Here is a 17,956-nt window from a genome sequence, read left to right as displayed (position 1 = left end):
TCCACAAGGCCAGCCGCAGCGACACCGCGATCACCGCGCCAGCAGGGCGAGCCCGCCGGGCAGGCCGAGGACACCGCGCAGCCCGTAGGCCACGCCGATGGTCGCCGCGGCGGCGGCGATGACCAGCAGGATCAGGGTCGAGAACCGGGCAGGGGGCATGGGCATCTCCTTCCCTTCCGATCTGGGCCCGGCGCGGCGGATTCCAAGTCCCTGAAGGCAAAAGTCCCTGAAGGCAAAAGGCCCGGAACTTGAAGGACCCAGAAAGCAAAAGGCCCCGGACGCGCGCGCCGGGGCCTTCGCGAAACCTGCCGGGCCTCAGGCGCTCAGCTGGTTGTGCTTGCGGGCGACGAAGGTCTTGGCGGTCTCGACCGCCACCGCGGCGTCGCGGCAATAGGCGTCGGCGCCGATGGCCTTGCCGAATTCCTCGTTCAGCGGCGCGCCGCCGACCAGCACGATGTAATCCTCGCGCAGGCCCTTCTCCTTCATCGTGTCGATGACGACCTTCATGTAGGGCATCGTCGTCGTCAGCAGCGCCGACATGCCAAGGATGTCCGGCTGCTCGGTTTCCAGCGCCTCGAGGTATTTCTCGACCGCGTTGTTGATGCCGAGGTCGACAACCTCGAAGCCGGCGCCTTCCATCATCATCGCGACCAGGTTCTTGCCGATGTCGTGGATGTCGCCCTTGACCGTCCCGATCACCATCTTGCCCATGCGCGGCGCGCCGGTCTCGGCCAGCAGCGGCTTGAGGATCGCCATCCCGGCCTTCATCGCGTTGGCGGCCAGCAGGACCTCCGGCACGAACAGGATGCCGTCGCGGAAATCGTCGCCGACGATCTTCATGCCGCCGACCAGCGCCTTGGTCAGCACGTCGTAAGGCACCCAGCCGCGTTCGAGCAGGATGTTCACGCCCTCCTCGATCTCTTCCTTGAGACCGTCATAGAGGTCGTCATGCATCTGCAGCACGAGCTCGTCGTCGGACAGCTCGGAAAGGATGATCTCTTCTTCGTCGGCCATGGCCAAACTCCTGCGCGTCGTTTCGGTCTAAATGCGTCCAATCCCCGCAGGGGACTGTCCGGATTGCGACATTGCCGGTTCCGTCACCGACTTGCGGCGGGCCCGCCGGGGGCCCCGCGGTGGGGGCTGGCAAATGTTCTTGCTCTGTTCTATTCTGGCGCGATGACCCAGGCGCCCACCGTTCCGCCCCAGCTGCGCCGCCCCGGCCGCGCCGCCACCGGCAATGCGTCGGGGCGCTACGAATGCCATGCGCGCGAGGCTTTCGACGACGGCTGGGCGCTGGTCGAGGAGGACCGCGTGCTGCGCACCGAGCTGCGGCTGGAGCAGCCGCGCAGCGCCATTACCCGCAACAGCTCGCCCGACGTGCCCTTCGACCGCTCGGTCAACCCCTATCGCGGCTGCGAGCATGGCTGCATCTACTGCTTCGCCCGGCCGAGCCACGCCTACCTCGGCCTGTCGCCGGGGCTGGATTTCGAAACCCGGCTGACCGCCAAGCCCGAGCTGCCCGAGGTCCTGGCGCGCGAGCTGTCGCGGAAAAGCTACCGCCCGGCCACGCTGGCGATCGGCACCAATACCGATCCCTACCAGCCGGTCGAGGCCGAACAGGGGATCATGCGCGGCGTGCTGGAGGTTCTGCGCGACTTCAACCATCCCGTCGGCATCGTCACCAAGGGCACCCTGATCGAGCGCGACCTCGACATCCTGGCGCCGATGGCGGCGCAGGGGCTGGTCTCGGTCGGTCTCTCGGTCACCACGCTCGACCCGCAATTGTCGCGCCGGATGGAGCCGCGCGCGCCGCGCCCGGCCCGCCGGCTGGAAACGATCCGCCACCTGTCCGAGGCCGGCATTCCGACCCGCGTCATGGTCGCCCCGGTCGTCCCCGGCCTCACCGACCACGAGACCGAGGCGATCCTCGGTGCGGCGAAACAGGCCGGCGCCCGCGCCGCGAGCTGGATCATGCTGCGCCTGCCGCTGGAGGTCGCGCCGCTGTTCCGCGACTGGCTGGCCGAGCACTATCCCGACCGCGCCGCCCGGATCCTGGGCCGGGTGCGCGAGCTGCATGGCGGGCGCGACTACGATCCGCACTGGGGCCGGCGGATGCGCGGCCAGGGGCCGTGGGCCGATCTGGCGCGCCAGCGCTTCGACCGCGCCGCCCGCCGCCTCGGCCTCGACGCGCCGTTGCCGCGGCTGCGGACCGATCTCTTCGCGGTCCCGCCCAAGCCCGGCGATCAGCTGACCCTTGCGTTGTGACATGCCATTCCGCCCGGTGCCCAGGGCCCCGGCTTCCCTTTCATCTTCATACAAGTATCCCGGGGGTGCAGGGGGCAGAGCCCCCGCCCTCGCTCCGGTCTCAGCCGCGCCGCCGCCGCCGTTCCCGCGGCGCCGCACCGGCCGCGTCGCCGGTCCCGTCCGAGGCCGAGGAGAACGGCCCCAGCGTCTCGGCGATCTGCTCCAGCGTCGGCCGCGGTCCGCGCGGCCGGTTGACCAGCGCCTCGTGCATGGCGCGTAGGTGCTCGGGCATGGTGCCGCAGCAGCCGCCGATGATCTTGGCGCCGGCGTCGCGGGCCAGCACGGCGTATTCCGCCATCAGCTCGGGCGTGCCGTCGTAATGGATATGGCCATCGTGGTATTTCGGGATGCCGGCATTGCCCTTGGCGATGATCGGCCGCTCGGTGCCCTGGGCGGCGAAGCCGAGGATGGTGCGCATCAGGTCCGAGGCGCCGACGCCGCAATTGGCGCCGAAGGCCAGCGGCGGGTTGGGCAGCTTCTCGACCAGCGCCGCCAGCGCCGCCGAGGTGATGCCCATCATCGTCCGCCCGGCGGTGTCGAAGCTCATCGTGCCGCACCACGGCATGTCGGCCAGCCGCGCTGCCTCGGCCGCGGCCTGGAATTCCTCGGCCGCCGAGATCGTCTCGACCCAGAGCACGTCGACGCCGCCGGCCTTCAGGCCCTCGGCCTGCTCGTGGAACATCTCGACCGCCAGCTCGTGGGTCAGGTTGCCCATCGGCGCCATGATCTCGCCGGTCGGGCCCATCGAGCCCGCCACCACCACCGGCCGGCCGGCGGCATCGGCGATCTCGCGGCCGAGCTCGGCAGCGGCGCGGTTGAGCTCGGCCACCCGGCCTTGCGCGTCATGCAGCTTGAGCCGGGCGGCATTGCCGCCGAAGGAGTTGGTCAGGAAGATGTCGCTGCCGGCCGAGACCGCGCCCTGGTAGAGCTTGCGGATATTGTCCGGCTTGTCGGCATTCCACAGCTCCGGCGCCTCGCCGGCTTCCAGTCCCATGTTGAACAGGTTGGTCCCGGTCGCGCCATCGGCCATCAGCCAGTCGCGGGTGGAAAGCAGCTTGGACAGCGCGTCGCTCATTGGGTGCCTCGTCTTCTCGTCATGTCGGGGGCGGAGGCCGCGGCGCCGTCCCGGCGGCCGGGGCGCGGCAATGCAAAGCGGGCGGCGCAAGGCCGCCCGTCGCCCTTGGTTTGCCCCGATGTGCCACGACGGGCGCCGCGAGGCAAATCCATTCTGGTCATGAAGATCATGAGCGCGATGCGGGTTTGGCCCGCGCCGCCGGCCCCGCGCGATCCGCTCAGGCCTCGTCGAGCAGCTGCGCCTTGGCGACCTTGAGCAGCTCGGCCATCTTCATCCGGATCTCGGCCGCGTCGGCCTTGCCGTCGAGATCGGCGGCGACCTTGCGCACGACATCCTCGTGCCCCGGCTCGGTGAAATCGGCCTTGACCACGGTCAGGGCGTAGTCGCCGGCTTCCTTGCCGGTCAGCCCCATCATCTCGGCCGCCCACAGGCCGAGAAGCTTGTTGCGCCGCGCTTCCGCCCGGAACTGCATTTCCGCGTCATGGGCGAATTTGTTCTCGAATGCGTTCTCGCGCTCGTCAAAGGTGGTCATTTCGGCCTCTCGGTCGTGGCAATGTGTTCGCTTCCATATGCCCTGCGGCAGCCCGTGTCGCAACCCCTGCCTTTGCCTTGCGACATTGCGGCCATTGGCCTATAGGCAGGGCAAAGCGCGGGCCCGCGGGGCGGCCGCGCAGTGGAGATATCATGGCACGTCGCAAGAAAATCTACGAGGGCAAGGCGAAGATCCTTTACGAAGGTCCCGAGCCCGGCACCCTCGTGCAGTATTTCAAGGACGACGGCGGCGCCTTCGACGACGAGCACCGCGAGGTGGTCGAGGGGCGGGGCGTGCTCAACAATCGGCTGTCGGAATTCTTCATGACCGGGTTGAACGGGATCGGCGTTCCGACCCATTTCATCCGCCGCATCAACATGCGCGAGCAGCTGATCCGCGCCGTCGAGATCATCCCGCTGGCGGTGGTGGTGCGCAACTTCGCCGCCGGCTCGATGTCGGACCGGCTGGGCATCCCCGAGGGCACGGCGCTGCCGCGGCCGATCGTCGAGTTCTACTTCAAGGACGAGGAGCTGGGCGACCCGCTGGTGACCGAAGAGCATATCATCGCCTTCGGCTGGGCCAGCCAGCAGGATCTCGACGACATGGTCGCGCTGGCGCTGCGGGTCAACGACTTCCTGTCCGGCGTGATGATGGGCGTCGGCATAAGGCTGGTCGATTTCCGGATCGAGGTCGGCCGGGTCTGGGACGGCGACTTCCAGCGCCTGATCGTCGCCGACGAGATCAGCCCCGACAGCTGCCGGCTGTGGGACCTGCGCTCGGGCGCGCGCTACGGCAAGGATGCCGACGGCTCGGACCCGCACAAGCTGTCCGAAGCCCATACCGAGGTGGCGCGGCGGCTGGGCGTGCTGCCCACCAATGTCACCCACGCCACCAAACCGACACTGATCAACTGAGAGGCCCGCGATGAAGGCTCGTGTGCATGTGATGCTGAAGGACGGGGTTCTGGACCCCCAGGGCGAGGCCGTGCGCCACGCGCTGGGCACGCTGGGCTTCGACGGGGTCGAGGGCGTCCGCCAGGGCAAGGTGATCGAGCTCGACCTCGCCACCGAGGATGCCGCCGCCGCCGAGGCCGAGGTGCGCGAGATGTGCGAGAAGCTGCTCGCCAACACGGTGATCGAGAAATACGACATCGAGATCGGCTGAGATGCGTGCCGCCCTGCTGACCGGCTGGCGCGCGCCGCTCGAAATCGCCGATATCCCCGATCCGGGCTGCCCTGCGGACGGCGTCGTGCTGCGGGTGCTGGCCTGCGGCATCTGCCGCTCGGACTGGCATGTCTGGACCGGCAACGATCCCGTCGCGCTGCCCCATGTCCCGGGCCATGAATATTGCGGCGTGGTCGAGGAGGTCGGGCCGCAGGTGACCGGCTGGAAATCCGGCGACCGCGTCATCGCCCCCTTCATCCTCGCCTGCGGCTCCTGTCCCGATTGCCGCCAGGGCCACCAGACGATCTGCGCCAACCAGGCCCTGCCGGGCTTCACCCGTCCCGGCGCCTTCGCCGAGCGCATCGCCGTGCCCCATGCCGACGCCAATATCGCTAGGCTGCCCGAGGGCATGGAGCCGGCGCTGGCCGCCGCCCTGGGCTGCCGGGTGACGACGGCGTGGCAGGCGCTGACCGACCGCGCCGCGCTGGCGCCGGGCGAGTGGCTGGCCGTCCATGGCGGCGGCGGCGTCGGGTTGTCGGCGCTGCTCCTGGCGCGGGCGCTGGGGGCGCGGGTGGTCGTCGTCGACGTGGTGCCGGAGAAGCTGGCCTATGCCCGGCAGCTCGGCGCCGACGCGGTGGTCAACGCCGCCGAGACCGACGCCGCCGAAGCGGTGCGCGAGATCACCGGCGGCGGCGCCCATGTCGCCATCGAGGCGCTGGGGATCGCGGCCACCACGGTCGCCGCCATCAACAGCCTGCGCAAGCTGGGCCGGATGGTCCAGATCGGCATGCCGGCGGGCGAGCATCTGCATATGAAACTGCCGATGGACGCGGTCTATGCCGGCCAGCTGGCGCTCTACGGCACCCGTGGCATGCCGGGCTGGCGCTATCCCAGCCTGTTCAACCTGATCGAGGGCGGCCATGTCGACCTGACGCCGCTGATCGCCCGCCGGGTCGGCCTCAGCGCCGCCACCGACGAGCTGCGCGCCTTCGACGGCCCGGCAGCGCCGGGAGTCGCGGTAATCACCGACTTCGCGGGGTGAGCGGGGCGGGGCATGTAGCCCGACAGCCGGACGTTGTTTCGGCGCTAGGCTGGCCTCCGAGGCCGGTTGCGGTGCCCTTCTGGCGCGGAATCAAGGCGTAGCTGCCGCGCAGCGCCTGCCCGTCCCGGCGGGGAGGCGCTTTGGGGGCCGCGCGCTGGCTTCCGGCGGAAGAGGTGGATGGCAGTATAAACCGCAACGTTCGGGCGTCGGAGCGCCTCCCCACGGGCAGGCGCCGCGCGGTTCGTGTTGTACTTGGATAAACCCGTGGTTTCTTCCCGGCGGGAGCCCTTGCCTGACAGCTTTTCACTGGCGGCATCGACGGCTTTGCGCTAGGAGCGGGGCATTCCAGCCCATTGGAGGTTCGCCGTGAAAGCTGCCGTCATCACCTTCCCCGGATCGAATTGCGACCGTGATCTCGCCGTGGCCTTCGAGGCCGTCGGCGCCGAGGTCACCAAGGTCTGGCACAAGGAGACCGCGCTGCCCGAGGGCATCGACATCGTCGGCCTGCCCGGCGGCTTCTCCTTCGGCGACTACCTGCGCTGCGGCGCCATCGCCGGGCGCTCGCCGATCGCCCAGGCCGTGGCCCGGCATGGCGAGCGCGGCGGCTATGTGCTGGGCATCTGCAACGGCTTCCAGGTGCTGACCGAAACCGGGCTGCTGCCGGGCGTGCTGATGCGCAATGCCGGGCTGAAATTCGTCTGCAAGACGGTCGGGCTGCGGGTCGAGACGGCGCATAGCGCCTTCACCTCGGGCTGGGAAAAGGGCGACGTCGCCCAGATCCCGGTGGCGCATCACGACGGCAACTACACCGCCGGGCCCGAGCTGGTGGCGCAGCTGCGCGACGAGGACCGGATCGCCTTCACCTATGTCGACAACCCGAACGGCTCGGTCGCCGACATCGCCGGGGTGCTGTCCTCGAACCGCCGGGTGCTGGGGATGATGCCCCATCCGGAGCGGCGGATCGACGCGGCCCAGGGCGGCAGCGACGGATTGGTGCTTTTCCGCTCGTTGATGAGCACGATGGCGCTGGCCTGACCCCGAGCCGGCGCAGGCGCGCTTGAGCGCGGGCACCGGGCCGCGTAATCTGGCGGCCATGGCGAACCCCCTGGTCACACAAGGGCCCGAGCCCGACCCGGCCGATCTGCCCCGCCGCTTCAGCTGGCGGGTGCGGCTGGTCATCGGCCTGCTGCTGACCGTCGCCGTCGCCGTGGTCTGGGTGACCAACAACTGGCTGACCCAGCGCTATACCGAGACCACGCGCAACCGCGCCGAGCTCCGCCTCGCCCTCTACAGCGGCAACGTCATGTCCGAGCTGCAGCGCAACTCGGTCGTGCCGCTGCTGCTGGGCCGCGATCCGGCGCTGATCGGGGCACTGATCAGCGGCGACTACTCGGTGACCTCGCAGCGGCTGATCATGCTGCAGGGCGAGATCGGCGCCGCCTCGATCCTGCTGCTCGACAATCACGGCCGGGTGGTGGCGGCGACCGACCGCAACCGCATCGGCCAGAACCTGCGCGCCTCGCCCGCCTTCGTCGAGGCGCAGCGCGCCAAGGACACGGTGTTCAGCTCGACCAAGCGCGATAGCGGCGGCTACGAGTTCACCTTCTCGCGCTCGGTGCTGTCGGACACCAAGCCGGTCGGCGTCATCGTCGTCGAGGTCGACCTGATGAAATACGAGCGCAGCTGGGCCGGCTTCGCCGACGCGGTGCTGGTGACCGACAGCTCGGGCCACATCATCCTGTCGACCGAGCCGAGCTGGCGCGGGCTGACGATGGAAGAGGCGCTGGCGGTGCGCGACGCGCCCTCGGCGATCGAGCGCGCGATCAAGGCCACCGCCGACTGGACCCAAGTGCCGCCCGACGCCTATCTGCGCGGCGAGGCGGTGATGCGCAACCAGGCCCGGATCCCGTTCCGCGGCTGGAAGCTGATCTCCTACACCAAATACGATTCCGTGCGCGAACGGGTGAACGCCTTCCTCGCGCTCGAGATCATGGGCTTCGCGATTCTGCTGGCGCTGGCCTTCTACCTGCTGTCGCGCAAGGCCTGGTCGCGCTCGGTCGTGTTCCAGCAGGAATCGGCGGAACTTCGCCTCCTAAACGCCCGTCTGCAGCGGGAAATCGCCGAACGCGAGAAGGCCGAGAAGAACCTCGAGGTGGCCGAGCAGACCCTGGCGCAGAGCGAGAAACTGGCCGCGCTGGGCGAGATGTCGGCGGCGGTTTCGCACGAGCTGAACCAGCCGCTGGCGGCGATGAAGACCTACCTTGCCGGCGCCCGTCTGCTGCTCCAGCGCCGGCGCCCGGACGAGGCGCTGTCGTCGTTCCAGCGCATCGACGACCTGATCGAGCGGATGGGGGCGATCACCCGCCAGCTCAAGAGCTACGCGCGCAAGGGCGGAGAGGCGTTCGAGCCCGTGGACGTTCGGCTTTGCGTGTCCTCGGCGCTGTCGATGATGGAGCCGCAGCTCAAGCGCCGGCTGGTCAAGATCAACCGCTCGCTGCCGCGTCAGCCGGTCCGGGTGATGGCCGACCGCATCCGTCTGGAGCAGGTGATCATCAACCTGCTGCGCAACGCGCTCGACGCCACCAAGGACACGCCCGAGCCGCAGATCGACCTGCTGCTCTCGGCCGGCGAGACGGCGACGCTGACGGTGCGCGACAACGGCCACGGCATCGCCGATCTCGATACCCTGTTCGAGCCGTTCTACACCACCAAGCGCCCGGGCGAGGGCGTCGGCCTGGGGCTTGCCATTTCCTCGGGGATCGTCAACGACCTGGGCGGTCGGCTCACGGCACATAACGCCGAGGGCGGGGGGGCTGTATTCGAAGTGCAACTCCCCATATTGAGCAAGGAAGTCGAGGCAGCCGAATGAGGAATGCATGACGCGCGCCATGAAAGTCGCCATCGTCGATGACGAACAGGACATGCGGCAGTCGATCAGCCAGTGGCTGGCGCTGTCGGGATTCGATACCGAGACCTTCGCCTCGGCCGAGGAGGCGCTGAAGGGCATCCCGGCCGATTTCCCCGGCGTGGTCGTGAGCGATATCAAGATGCCGGGCATGGACGGCATGGCGCTGCTGAAGCGATTGATGAGCATGGATTCGGCGCTGCCGGTGATCATGATCACCGGCCATGGCGACGTGCCGATGGCGGTCGAGGCGATGCGGCTGGGGGCCTTCGACTTCCTCGAGAAGCCGTTCAATCCCGACCGCATGATCGAGCTGGCCAAGCGCGCCACCCAGATGCGCCGGCTGACGCTGGACAACCGGGCGCTGCGGCGCGAGCTTTCCGACGGCACCGTGCTGATGAAGAAGCTGATCGGCTCGTCGCCGGTGATGGAGCGGCTGCGCGAGGACATCCTCGATCTCGGCCAGGCCGACGGTCACGTCCTGATCGACGGCGAGACCGGCACCGGCAAGACCCTGGTCGCCCATGCGCTGCACGCCGTCGGGCCGCGCGCCGGGCGCAAGTTCGTCGCCGTCTCCTGCGCCGCCTATGCCGAGGACACGCTGGGACAGAAGCTGTTCGGCCCGACCGAGGAGGGCGCCAGCCTGCCGCTGGTCGAGGAGGCCCGCGGCGGCACCCTGTGCCTCGAGGATGTCGAGGCGCTGAGCCAGGGGCTGCAGGCCCGGCTGCTGACCTTCATCAACGAGCAGGGCAGCCCGGCCGAGACCCGGATCGTCGCCATCTGCAACGATCACGCCCCCGGCCGCACCGTCGAGGACGCGCTGCGCCCCGACCTCTATTACCGGCTGGCGGCGCTGAAGATCGTGCTGCCGCCGCTGCGGACGCGGGGCGAGGACATCCTGACCCTGTTCAACCGCCTGACCGAGCAATTCGCCGAGGAATACGGTTGCGACGCGCCCGAGGTGACGGCGCAGGAGGCGGCGCAGCTGCTGCAGGCGCCGTGGCCGGGCAATGTCCGCCAGCTGGTCAACGTCGCCGAGCGCGCAGTGCTGCAGAACCGCCGCGGCACCGGCTCGATCGCCTCGCTCTTGATGCCCGAGGACGACCAGGCCAGCCCGGCGATCACCACCGAGGGCAAGCCGCTGAAGGAATATGTCGAGGCCTTCGAGCGGATGCTGATCGACAACACGATGCGGCGCCACAAGGGCTCGATCGTCAACGTGATGGAAGAGCTCTGCCTGCCGCGGCGGACGCTGAACGAGAAGATGGCGAAATACGGCCTCAGCCGTTCGGACTACGTCTGAGCCGGCCGGAGGGCGCCGAAAAGACAGCGATTCGATGGCGGGGGCGGCGTGCCCCCGTCATGCGTTTCGCCCCGTCTTTGTCCCCCGATGCGCGCGCAAAGCGAAATAGCCATTGTCTTTTACCATCGCCAGCCGCTAATGTCGGCGAACGCGGGGTCGTCTCGAAAGGACGCGCCGCGGCACCAGTTTCGCTGCTGCATTCGACGACCGGCCCGGGGCCGGGGCCCGGAATCCAGCAGACCGATTGGCCAGAATGGCCGCAAGTTTGCCCGACAAGTCACTGACAAAACGGGCTTTTCAGATGGGCGCCGCCCCCGGCGCCTAGGATAGAACCGCGATGGACTGCGCAGGACTGAACAGGCAGGGAACCGGAGGCTCGCAAGGGCGCTCCGCCGCATTCGTTCGTCTTGGTCAGGGATACTCCGTCGCCCGAACAAGTCACCCGCCGCAATCTGCCCGCCCGCCGGAACCCGTCGCAAGACCGGCGCCGGCGCCCGGGCGTTTGCGCCGGTGCAATGGAAAAGAATGGCTAAGAAGATGCTCATCGACGCCACCCACGCGGAAGAGACCCGCGTCGTGGTGGTGGACGGCAACAAGGTCGAGGAATTCGACTTTGAAACGGTAAACAAGCGGCAACTCGCCGGAAATATCTATCTCGCGAAGGTCACTCGGGTCGAACCGTCGCTGCAGGCGGCCTTCGTCGATTACGGCGGCAACCGGCACGGGTTCCTCGCCTTTTCCGAGATCCACCCCGATTATTACCAGATCCCGACTGCGGACCGCGAGGCGCTGCTGGCCGAGGAACGCGCCTATGCCGCCGCCCAGGACGAGGACGACGGCAAGGAAGGCAAGGGCGGGGGCCGCAAGCGCCGCTCGCGCCGCAAGTCCAGCTCGGCCGCCGAGGCCGTGACCAGCGCCGACGCGGTCGAGACCGCCGAGGCGACGCCGGCCGGGGACGCGCCGGCCGAGGCTGCCCCGATCGAGGGCATGGCCGTCGTCGATCTGGGCGAGGACAAGGGCGCCGACGCGCTCTACGTCGCCGAGGAGGCCAAGCCCGAGGCGGCGGAGGCCGACAGCGCCGAGGCTCCGGTCGAAGCCACCGAGGACGCCACCGAGGCGGCTGCCGAGGACACGGCCACCGAAGGCGCGGCCGCCGAAGACAAGGCCGAGGCCGAGGCCTCGGTCGAAGAGGCGCAGGGCGAAGAGCCGGCCGCCAAGGACGACAAGGCCGCCGAGAACGGCGACGACAATGGCGAGGAAGAGGACGAGACCTACCGCGCCATGGACCACGCCACCGAGCTCGACGACGAGATCGAGTCGGTCGCCGACGAGGACGTGACCGAGGAAATCCGCCAGCCGCGCAAACCGCGGCCGCGCCGCTACAAGATCCAGGAAGTCATCAAGGTCCGGCAGATCATGCTGGTCCAGGTCGTCAAGGAAGAGCGCGGCAACAAGGGCGCGGCGCTGACCACCTACCTGTCGCTTGCCGGCCGCTACTGCGTGCTGATGCCGAACACCGCCCGCGGCGGTGGCATCAGCCGCAAGATCACCCAGGCCGCCGACCGCAAGAAGCTGAAAGAGATCGCCTCGGAGATCAAGGTGCCGGAAGGCGCCGGGCTGATCATCCGCACCGCCGGCGCCAAGCGCACCAAGGCCGAGATCAAGCGCGATTACGAATACCTGATGCGGCTGTGGGAGCAGATCCGCGAATTGACGCTGAAGTCGATCGCGCCGGCCCCGATCTACGAGGAAGGCAACCTGATAAAGCGTTCGATCCGCGACCTCTACAATCGCGAGATCGACGAGGTGCTGGTCGAGGGCGCCGAGGGCTACCGCGTGGCCAAGGACTTCATGAAGATGATCATGCCGTCCCACGCCAAGAACGTGAAGCAATACACCGATCCGCTGCCGCTCTTCGCCCGCTTCCAGGTCGAAAGCTACCTGAGCGGCATGTTCAACCCGGTGGTCCAGCTCAAGTCGGGCGGCTATATCGTCATCGGCGTGACCGAGGCGCTGGTCGCCATCGACGTCAACTCCGGCCGGGCGACCAAGGAAGGCTCGATCGAGGACACCGCGACCAAGACCAACCTCGAGGCGGCCGAGGAGGTCGCCCGCCAGCTGCGCCTGCGCGACCTGGCCGGCCTGATCGTCATCGACTTCATCGACATGGAAGAGCGCAAGAACAACGCCGCCGTCGAGAAGAAGCTGAAGGACAAGCTCAAGACCGACCGTGCCCGCATCCAGGTCGGCCGGATCTCGGGCTTCGGCCTGCTCGAGATGTCGCGCCAGCGGTTGCGGCCGGGGATGCTGGAAAGCACCACCCAGCCCTGCCCGCATTGTCACGGCACCGGCCTGATCCGCTCAGATGACAGCCTGGCGCTGCAGATCCTGCGCGCGCTCGAGGAAGAGGGCACGCGGAAACGCTCGCGCGAGGTGCTGCTCAAGGCGCCGATCGCCATCGTCAACTTCCTGATGAACCAGAAGCGCGAGCATGTCGCGACGATCGAGGCGCGCTACGGCATGTCGGTGCGGGTCGAGGCCGACCCGTCGCTGGTCAGCCCCGATTTCACCATCGAGAAGTTCAAGACCGCGACCCGCGTCGTCGAGGCGACGGCGCCGGTGGTGTCGATCGACATGACGGCGATGCCCGAGCCGGTCGAGGAGGAGGAAGAGATCGAGGCCGAGGCCGAGACCCCGGCCGAGGGCGACGAGGGCCAGGCGCCGCGCAAGAAGCGGCGCCGGCGCCGGCGCCGCAAGGGCAACGGCAACGGCGAGAGCGGCGGCGAGACTGGCGGCGAGGCGGCCGAGGCGCAGGCCGGCGAGGAACAGCCCGCCGAGACGGCCGAAGCCGCAGCTGAAGCCAGTGTCGAAGCTGCCGCGGAAGCCAGCGCCGAAGCCACTGCCGAGGCTCCGGCCGAGGTGACGGAAGAGGCCGCGGAGGCCGCGCCGAAGAAGCGCCGCAGCCGCGGTGGGCGCGGACGTGGCAAGGCCAAGGCCGAGGAGGCGGCGGAAACGCCCGCCGAGGCCGCGGTCGAGGCGCCGACGGAAGCCGCGGCAGCGGCCCCGACCGAGGCACCGGCCGAGGCCCCGACAGAGACCCCGGCCGAAGCGGCCGAGGGCGCGGAAGCCCCGGCCGAAACCGCCGAGGCGGTCGCGGCCGAAGCGGTGCCCGAGAAGCCGAAGAAGCCGACCCGCCGCCGCCGGACCACGAAGAAGGCGGTCGAGCCCGCGGCCCCGGCAGAGGCCGCCGCGGAAGCCGAGGCGGCCCCCGCTCCGGTCGCGGAACCCGCTGCCGAGGCCGTGGAAGCGGCCGCCGAGGCCCCGACGGAACCCGTGGCCCCGGCGGAACCCGAGGCGGTGACCCCGGCCGAGGAGCCTGTCGCGGCGGAGGCCGCTCCTGAAGCAGCCCCGGCCGCCCCGGCGGTAGCCGAGGAGGGTCCGGCCGAGGAGAAGGTGCCCGAACCGGTGGCCGAGGCCGCCGGCGCCGCGCCGGAACCGGAGGCCAAGCCGAAGCCCAAGCGCCGCGGCTGGTGGTCGCTCGGCCGCTGAGGCTGTCGCAGGAAATCCAGGGCGCCGGGGGGCAACTCCGGCGCCCTTTTCCTTTGCCGGGGCAGGGCGCGGGTGAAGGGCGACGCCCGGCTCAGCCGCCGCGGCGGATCAGGAACGTCACCCGGCCGGCGCTTTCTTCCATCGCCAGCAGCGCGTGCCCGGCCTGGGCGCAGAAATGGGGCATGTCGACGATCGCGGCCGGGTCGCTCGCCACCAGCCGCAGCACCGCGCCCGGCGCCATCTCCAGCAGCCGCTTGCGCGCCTTCAGCACCGGCAGCGGGCACAGCAGCCCCAGCGCATCTACCTCGGCGTCGACCTTGTCATCCCGGCTATCCGTCGTCATGCCCGCGGCATAGGCGCGCGCCCCCCGCTTGTCCACGTGAATGTTATGGCCCGGGCAGGTGACGGCGGGCGCGGGATCGTCTATGCGGAGGGAAAGGGGAAACTGCATGTTCGGATTGGACCTGATCGACGCGGGCCTGCTGCCCGCCATGGTGATCGCGCTGGTGGCGGGGCTGCTGTCCTTCCTCAGCCCCTGCGTGCTGCCGATCGTGCCGCCCTACCTGGCCTATATGGGCGGGATCAGCATGTCGGAGCTCAGCAGCGGAAATCGCAGCCACCGCAGCCTGCTGCCGACCGCGGCCAGCTTCGTGCTCGGCCTCTCGACCGTGTTCCTGTTCCTCGGCTTCGCCGCCTCGGCCTTCGGCAGTTTCTTCCTGTCCAACTCGCAGCTCTTCGCCAAGATCGCCGGTGTCGTGGTGATGGTCTTCGGCGCCCATTTCATCGGCCTGTTCCGCATCCCCTTCCTCGACCGCGAGGTCCGGGTGGATGCCGGCGACCGCGGCGGCTCGGCCTTCGGCGCCTATGTCCTCGGTCTCGCCTTCGCCTTCGGCTGGACCCCCTGCATCGGCCCGCAGCTGGGCGCGATCCTGTCGCTCGCCGCCTCCGAGGCCAATGTCGCCCGCGGCACCCTGCTGCTGGCGGTCTATGCCATCGGCCTCGGCATTCCTTTCCTGCTGGTCGCCGCCTTCTTCCCGCGCCTGACCGGGCTGATGAACTGGATGAAGCGCCACATGCTGTGGATCGAGCGGATCATGGGCGGGCTGTTGCTGGCCATCGGCCTGCTGATGCTGACCGGCGGGCTGTCGAGCTTCTCCTACTGGCTGCTGGAGACCTTCCCGGGGCTGGCCCAGCTCGGCTGAGGCCGGCGCGGGCGGTGAATGCGGGGCCGGGGGCCAGCCCCCGGACCCCCGGAGTATTTGGGCAAAGAAGAAATGCAGAAGGTGCTTCTTCTTTGCCCAAATACTCCCGCCGGAGGCCGCCGCCCTTTCCGCCCCAGCTGCGTCGGAACCGGGGCAGGCTGATCTTACTTTCGCCGGAAACCCGCGCTAGGCTCGGGCCCGAGTGAGGGCAGGCGATGGGCATTGAGGACAGGGGCAGGGTGGCGCGGCGGCGGGTGTTCTACATCCCCGGCTACGACCCGTTTCATCCCCGCCGCTACCGCGAGCTCTACCGCAAGGAGGGCGCGGCGCAGGCGGCGCTCTCGGGCTACGAGATCGCGCTGCAGGGCAGATCCGGGCCGGGGCGCTATGGCTGGCATGTCTCGGGCCGCTTCGACGGCGCCGCGGTGGAGAGCGATGTCGAGGTGCTGGTCTGGTCCGACATCGTCCGGGGCTCGATGGCGCAGGGGATCGTCGCGACCTATGGCCAGCTGTTGCGGACCGCCTGGGCCTATATCGGCTCGGGCGCACTGTTCCGGCTGATGCGGCTGCGCAAGGGGCCGATCATTGCCGCGCTCTACCCGATCGTCATGCTGCTGGCGCAGCTGCTGGTCGCCGGGCTCGCGGGCTGGGCGCTGGCGGCGGGCGTCGCGCTGGCGGCGCCGGGCTGGCTGGGGGGGCTGGCCGGGCTGGCGCTGGTGCCGCTGGTGCTGCGCTGGTTCCGGTCGAAGGACGGCAAGCTCTATGCCTATTACCTGATGCATGACTACGCCTACTCGGCGCAGTCGGGCGGGGCCAACCCGCCCGAGCTGGAGGCGCGGATGGCCGCCTTCCGCCAGACCGTCGCCGAGGCCCTGCGCGCGGAGGTCGACGAGGTGCTGGTCGTCGGCCATTCCTCGGGCGCGCATCTGGGGATTTCCATCCTCGCCGACCTGATCCGGGCGGGCGAGGTGCCCAAGAACGGCCCGGCGCTGTCCTTCCTGACCCTGGGCCAGGTGGTGCCGATGGTGTCCTTCCTGCCGAAGGCCGGGCGGCTCAGGGCCGACCTGCATTACCTCTCGGCCCGCGACGAATTGAGCTGGGTCGACGTCACCGCGCCCGGCGACGGTTGCGCCTTCGCGCTCTGCGATCCGGTGGCGGTCTCGGGCGTGGCGCCGGCGAACAAGCGCTGGCCGCTGGTGTTTTCCGCCGCCTTCACCCGGACGCTGAGCCCGGAGCGCTGGAAGGAACTGCGCTGGCGCTTCTTCCGGCTGCATTTCCAGTATCTCTGCGCCTTCGACCGGCCCGGCGACTACGACTATTTCCGCATTACCGCCGGGCCGCTGACCCTGGGGGCGCGCTATGCCGGGCGCAAGCCGTCGAAAAGCCGGATCGAGGCGGCGGTGTCGCGCTACACCTCGATGGCGGCATGACGCAGCTGCCGCCGAAACCCGCGCCGCGGCCCGACAAGGTTTCGCTCTGGCGCTACTTCCGGTTGTTCCGGCAGGATATCCTCTCGGCCCAGCCGGCCCGGCTCTACCGCGCCTGGATGGCCGAGTTCCGCACCCCCTTCTTCCGCTCCTACATGTGCAACGACCCGGCCCTGGTCGACCTGGTGTTGAAAGAGCGGCCGCTGGACTTCCCCAAGTCCGACCGCATCCGCGAGGGGCTGCGGCCGCTGTTGCGCGACAGCGTCTTCGTCACCAATGGTGCGACCTGGGCCCGGCAGCGGCGGATCATCGACCCGGCCTTCGAGGGCGGGCGGCTGCGCGACACCTTCCCGGCGATGCTGGCGGCGGGCGAGGCCTGCGTCGAGCGGCTGCGGGCGAAGACCGGGGCGGGGCCGATCGAGATCGAGGCCGAGACCTCGCACGCGGCGGCGGACGTGATCTTCCGCACCCTGTTCTCGATCCCGATCGAGCACGCGGTGGCGGGGGCGGTGTTCCGGGAATTCCGCGACCACCAGCGGGCCCAGCCGATCGTCAATATCGCGGCGCTGCTGCCGCTGCCGCGCTGGCTGCCGCGGTTCCATTCGCGGCGCACCCGGCAGACGGCGCGCCGGATCCGGGCGCTGATCGAGCGGCTGACGGCCGAGCGGGCGGCGCAGATCGCGGCCGGGAGCGCGCCGGACGATCTCGCGTCCAAGATCATGACCACGCCGGATCCGCAGAGCGGGCGATGCTTCGACACGGCCGAGATGGTCGACCAGGTGGCGATCTTCTTCCTTGCCGGGCACGAGACCAGCGCCTCTGCCCTGGCCTGGGCGCTCTACCTGCTGGCGCTCGACCCGGAATGGCAGGAGCGGCTGGCAGGCGAGGCGGAGGCGGTTCTGGGCGCGGCCCCGGCGGCCTTTTCAACCCTGGGCAAGCTGAAGCTCAGCCGGGCGGTGTTCCGCGAGGCGATGCGGCTCTACCCGCCGGTGCCGATGTTCGTGCGCGAGGCGACCCGGCCGGAATGCTTCCGCGGGCGCGCGGTGGCGCCGGGGTCGCAGGTCGTGATCTCGCCCTGGCACCTGCACCGGCACGAGCGGCTGTGGGACAACCCGGACGGCTTCGATCCGGGCCGCTTCGAGACCGAGAACGGCAAGGCCTGCCTGCGCGCGGCCTATATCCCGTTCTCGACCGGGCCGCGGGTCTGCCCCGGCGCCGGCTTCGCCATGGCCGAAGGGCCGCTGATCCTGTCGCTGATCGCCCGCGCCTTCCGTATCACGGCGGTGTACGGGCGCGAACCGGTGCCGGTGGCCCATCTGACGGTGCGGGCGCGCGACGGCATCTGGCTGCGGCTGGAGGAAAGGTAGGAGGTTGCGGGGGGCTATCTGCCCCCCGCGCCCCCCGAGGATATTTCCGTGAAGATGAACGCACGCGGGAAGGTGGGGACTTGCCG

Annotated in this window: 16 protein-coding genes; 11 read left to right on the top strand and 5 right to left on the bottom strand. The window is 69.6% G+C overall.

The features are described from left to right. Positions 1 to 30: 30 nt before the first annotated feature. Entirely contained in the window at positions 31 to 159 is a 129-nt protein-coding gene (locus tag ACFOES_RS09675; protein WP_377833064.1) for a hypothetical protein, read from the bottom strand. A 156-nt stretch (positions 160 to 315) separates the two neighbouring features. Further along, positions 316 to 1,014 (bottom strand): corrinoid protein, encoded by a 699-nt coding sequence (locus ACFOES_RS09670; protein WP_377833063.1) that lies wholly within the window; start codon positions 1,012 to 1,014, stop codon positions 316 to 318. Between the two features lie 162 nt (positions 1,015 to 1,176). On the opposite strand from ACFOES_RS09670, the gene ACFOES_RS09665 reads away from it, so the two are divergent. After that, positions 1,177 to 2,265, top strand: coding sequence for a PA0069 family radical SAM protein (locus ACFOES_RS09665; protein ID WP_377833062.1), 1,089 nt, complete (start codon positions 1,177 to 1,179; stop codon positions 2,263 to 2,265). A gap of 100 nt (positions 2,266 to 2,365) precedes the next feature. On the opposite strand, the gene bmt is transcribed toward ACFOES_RS09665, so the two are convergent. Next, positions 2,366 to 3,379, bottom strand: coding sequence for a betaine--homocysteine S-methyltransferase (bmt, locus tag ACFOES_RS09660; RefSeq protein WP_377833061.1), 1,014 nt, complete (start codon positions 3,377 to 3,379; stop codon positions 2,366 to 2,368). A gap of 217 nt (positions 3,380 to 3,596) precedes the next feature. Continuing rightward, positions 3,597 to 3,911 (bottom strand): DUF1476 domain-containing protein, encoded by a 315-nt coding sequence (locus ACFOES_RS09655; protein ID WP_377833060.1) that lies wholly within the window; start codon positions 3,909 to 3,911, stop codon positions 3,597 to 3,599. A gap of 152 nt (positions 3,912 to 4,063) precedes the next feature. Here ACFOES_RS09655 and ACFOES_RS09650 point away from each other — a divergent pair, with 152 nt between their 5' ends. The 7 genes from ACFOES_RS09650 (at position 4,064) to ACFOES_RS09620 (ending at position 13,874) form a co-directional block, all read left to right on the top strand. Next, positions 4,064 to 4,825, top strand: a complete 762-nt coding sequence (locus tag ACFOES_RS09650; RefSeq protein WP_377833059.1) for a phosphoribosylaminoimidazolesuccinocarboxamide synthase — start codon at positions 4,064 to 4,066, stop codon at positions 4,823 to 4,825. A 10-nt stretch (positions 4,826 to 4,835) separates the two neighbouring features. Then, positions 4,836 to 5,075: a phosphoribosylformylglycinamidine synthase subunit PurS gene (gene purS, locus ACFOES_RS09645; RefSeq protein WP_377833058.1), complete on the top strand. Its 240-nt coding sequence runs from the start codon at positions 4,836 to 4,838 to the stop codon at positions 5,073 to 5,075. A gap of 1 nt (position 5,076) precedes the next feature. Beyond that, the gene (locus ACFOES_RS09640) at positions 5,077 to 6,117 is read left to right on the top strand and encodes an alcohol dehydrogenase catalytic domain-containing protein (RefSeq protein ID WP_377833057.1); all 1,041 of its coding nucleotides are present in this window, start codon (positions 5,077 to 5,079) and stop codon (positions 6,115 to 6,117) included. 366 nt (positions 6,118 to 6,483) lie between these two features. Next, positions 6,484 to 7,152 (top strand): phosphoribosylformylglycinamidine synthase subunit PurQ, encoded by a 669-nt coding sequence (gene purQ / locus ACFOES_RS09635; RefSeq protein WP_377833056.1) that lies wholly within the window; start codon positions 6,484 to 6,486, stop codon positions 7,150 to 7,152. A gap of 58 nt (positions 7,153 to 7,210) precedes the next feature. Further along, the gene (locus ACFOES_RS09630) at positions 7,211 to 8,986 is read left to right on the top strand and encodes a sensor histidine kinase (RefSeq protein ID WP_377833055.1); all 1,776 of its coding nucleotides are present in this window, start codon (positions 7,211 to 7,213) and stop codon (positions 8,984 to 8,986) included. Positions 8,987 to 8,993: 7 nt separating this feature from the next. Beyond that, positions 8,994 to 10,325, top strand: coding sequence for a sigma-54-dependent transcriptional regulator (locus ACFOES_RS09625; protein ID WP_377833054.1), 1,332 nt, complete (start codon positions 8,994 to 8,996; stop codon positions 10,323 to 10,325). Between the two features lie 525 nt (positions 10,326 to 10,850). Further along, the gene (locus tag ACFOES_RS09620; RefSeq protein ID WP_377833053.1) at positions 10,851 to 13,874 is read left to right on the top strand and encodes an Rne/Rng family ribonuclease; all 3,024 of its coding nucleotides are present in this window, start codon (positions 10,851 to 10,853) and stop codon (positions 13,872 to 13,874) included. A 91-nt stretch (positions 13,875 to 13,965) separates the two neighbouring features. Here ACFOES_RS09620 and ACFOES_RS09615 read toward each other — a convergent pair whose 3' ends face one another. Beyond that, entirely contained in the window at positions 13,966 to 14,217 is a 252-nt protein-coding gene (locus tag ACFOES_RS09615; protein ID WP_377833052.1) for a sulfurtransferase TusA family protein, read from the bottom strand. A gap of 106 nt (positions 14,218 to 14,323) precedes the next feature. Here ACFOES_RS09615 and ACFOES_RS09610 point away from each other — a divergent pair, with 106 nt between their 5' ends. The 3 genes from ACFOES_RS09610 (at position 14,324) to ACFOES_RS09600 (ending at position 17,870) form a co-directional block, all read left to right on the top strand. After that, entirely contained in the window at positions 14,324 to 15,076 is a 753-nt protein-coding gene (locus ACFOES_RS09610) for a cytochrome c biogenesis CcdA family protein (RefSeq protein WP_377833051.1), read from the top strand. Between the two features lie 215 nt (positions 15,077 to 15,291). Then, the gene (locus ACFOES_RS09605) at positions 15,292 to 16,506 is read left to right on the top strand and encodes a hypothetical protein (RefSeq protein ID WP_377833050.1); all 1,215 of its coding nucleotides are present in this window, start codon (positions 15,292 to 15,294) and stop codon (positions 16,504 to 16,506) included. Beyond that, positions 16,503 to 17,870 (top strand): cytochrome P450, encoded by a 1,368-nt coding sequence (locus tag ACFOES_RS09600; protein WP_377833049.1) that lies wholly within the window; start codon positions 16,503 to 16,505, stop codon positions 17,868 to 17,870. The genes ACFOES_RS09605 and ACFOES_RS09600 overlap by 4 nt, the downstream gene beginning before the upstream one ends. Positions 17,871 to 17,956: the final 86 nt, after the last annotated feature.

Origin of the sequence: Acidimangrovimonas pyrenivorans (genome assembly GCF_042643245.1) — a bacterium.
Lineage (GTDB): Bacteria > Pseudomonadota > Alphaproteobacteria > Rhodobacterales > Rhodobacteraceae > Acidimangrovimonas > Acidimangrovimonas pyrenivorans.
Note: the sequence above shows the minus strand (reverse complement) of the source record. Positions and strands in the feature narration are given on the sequence as shown.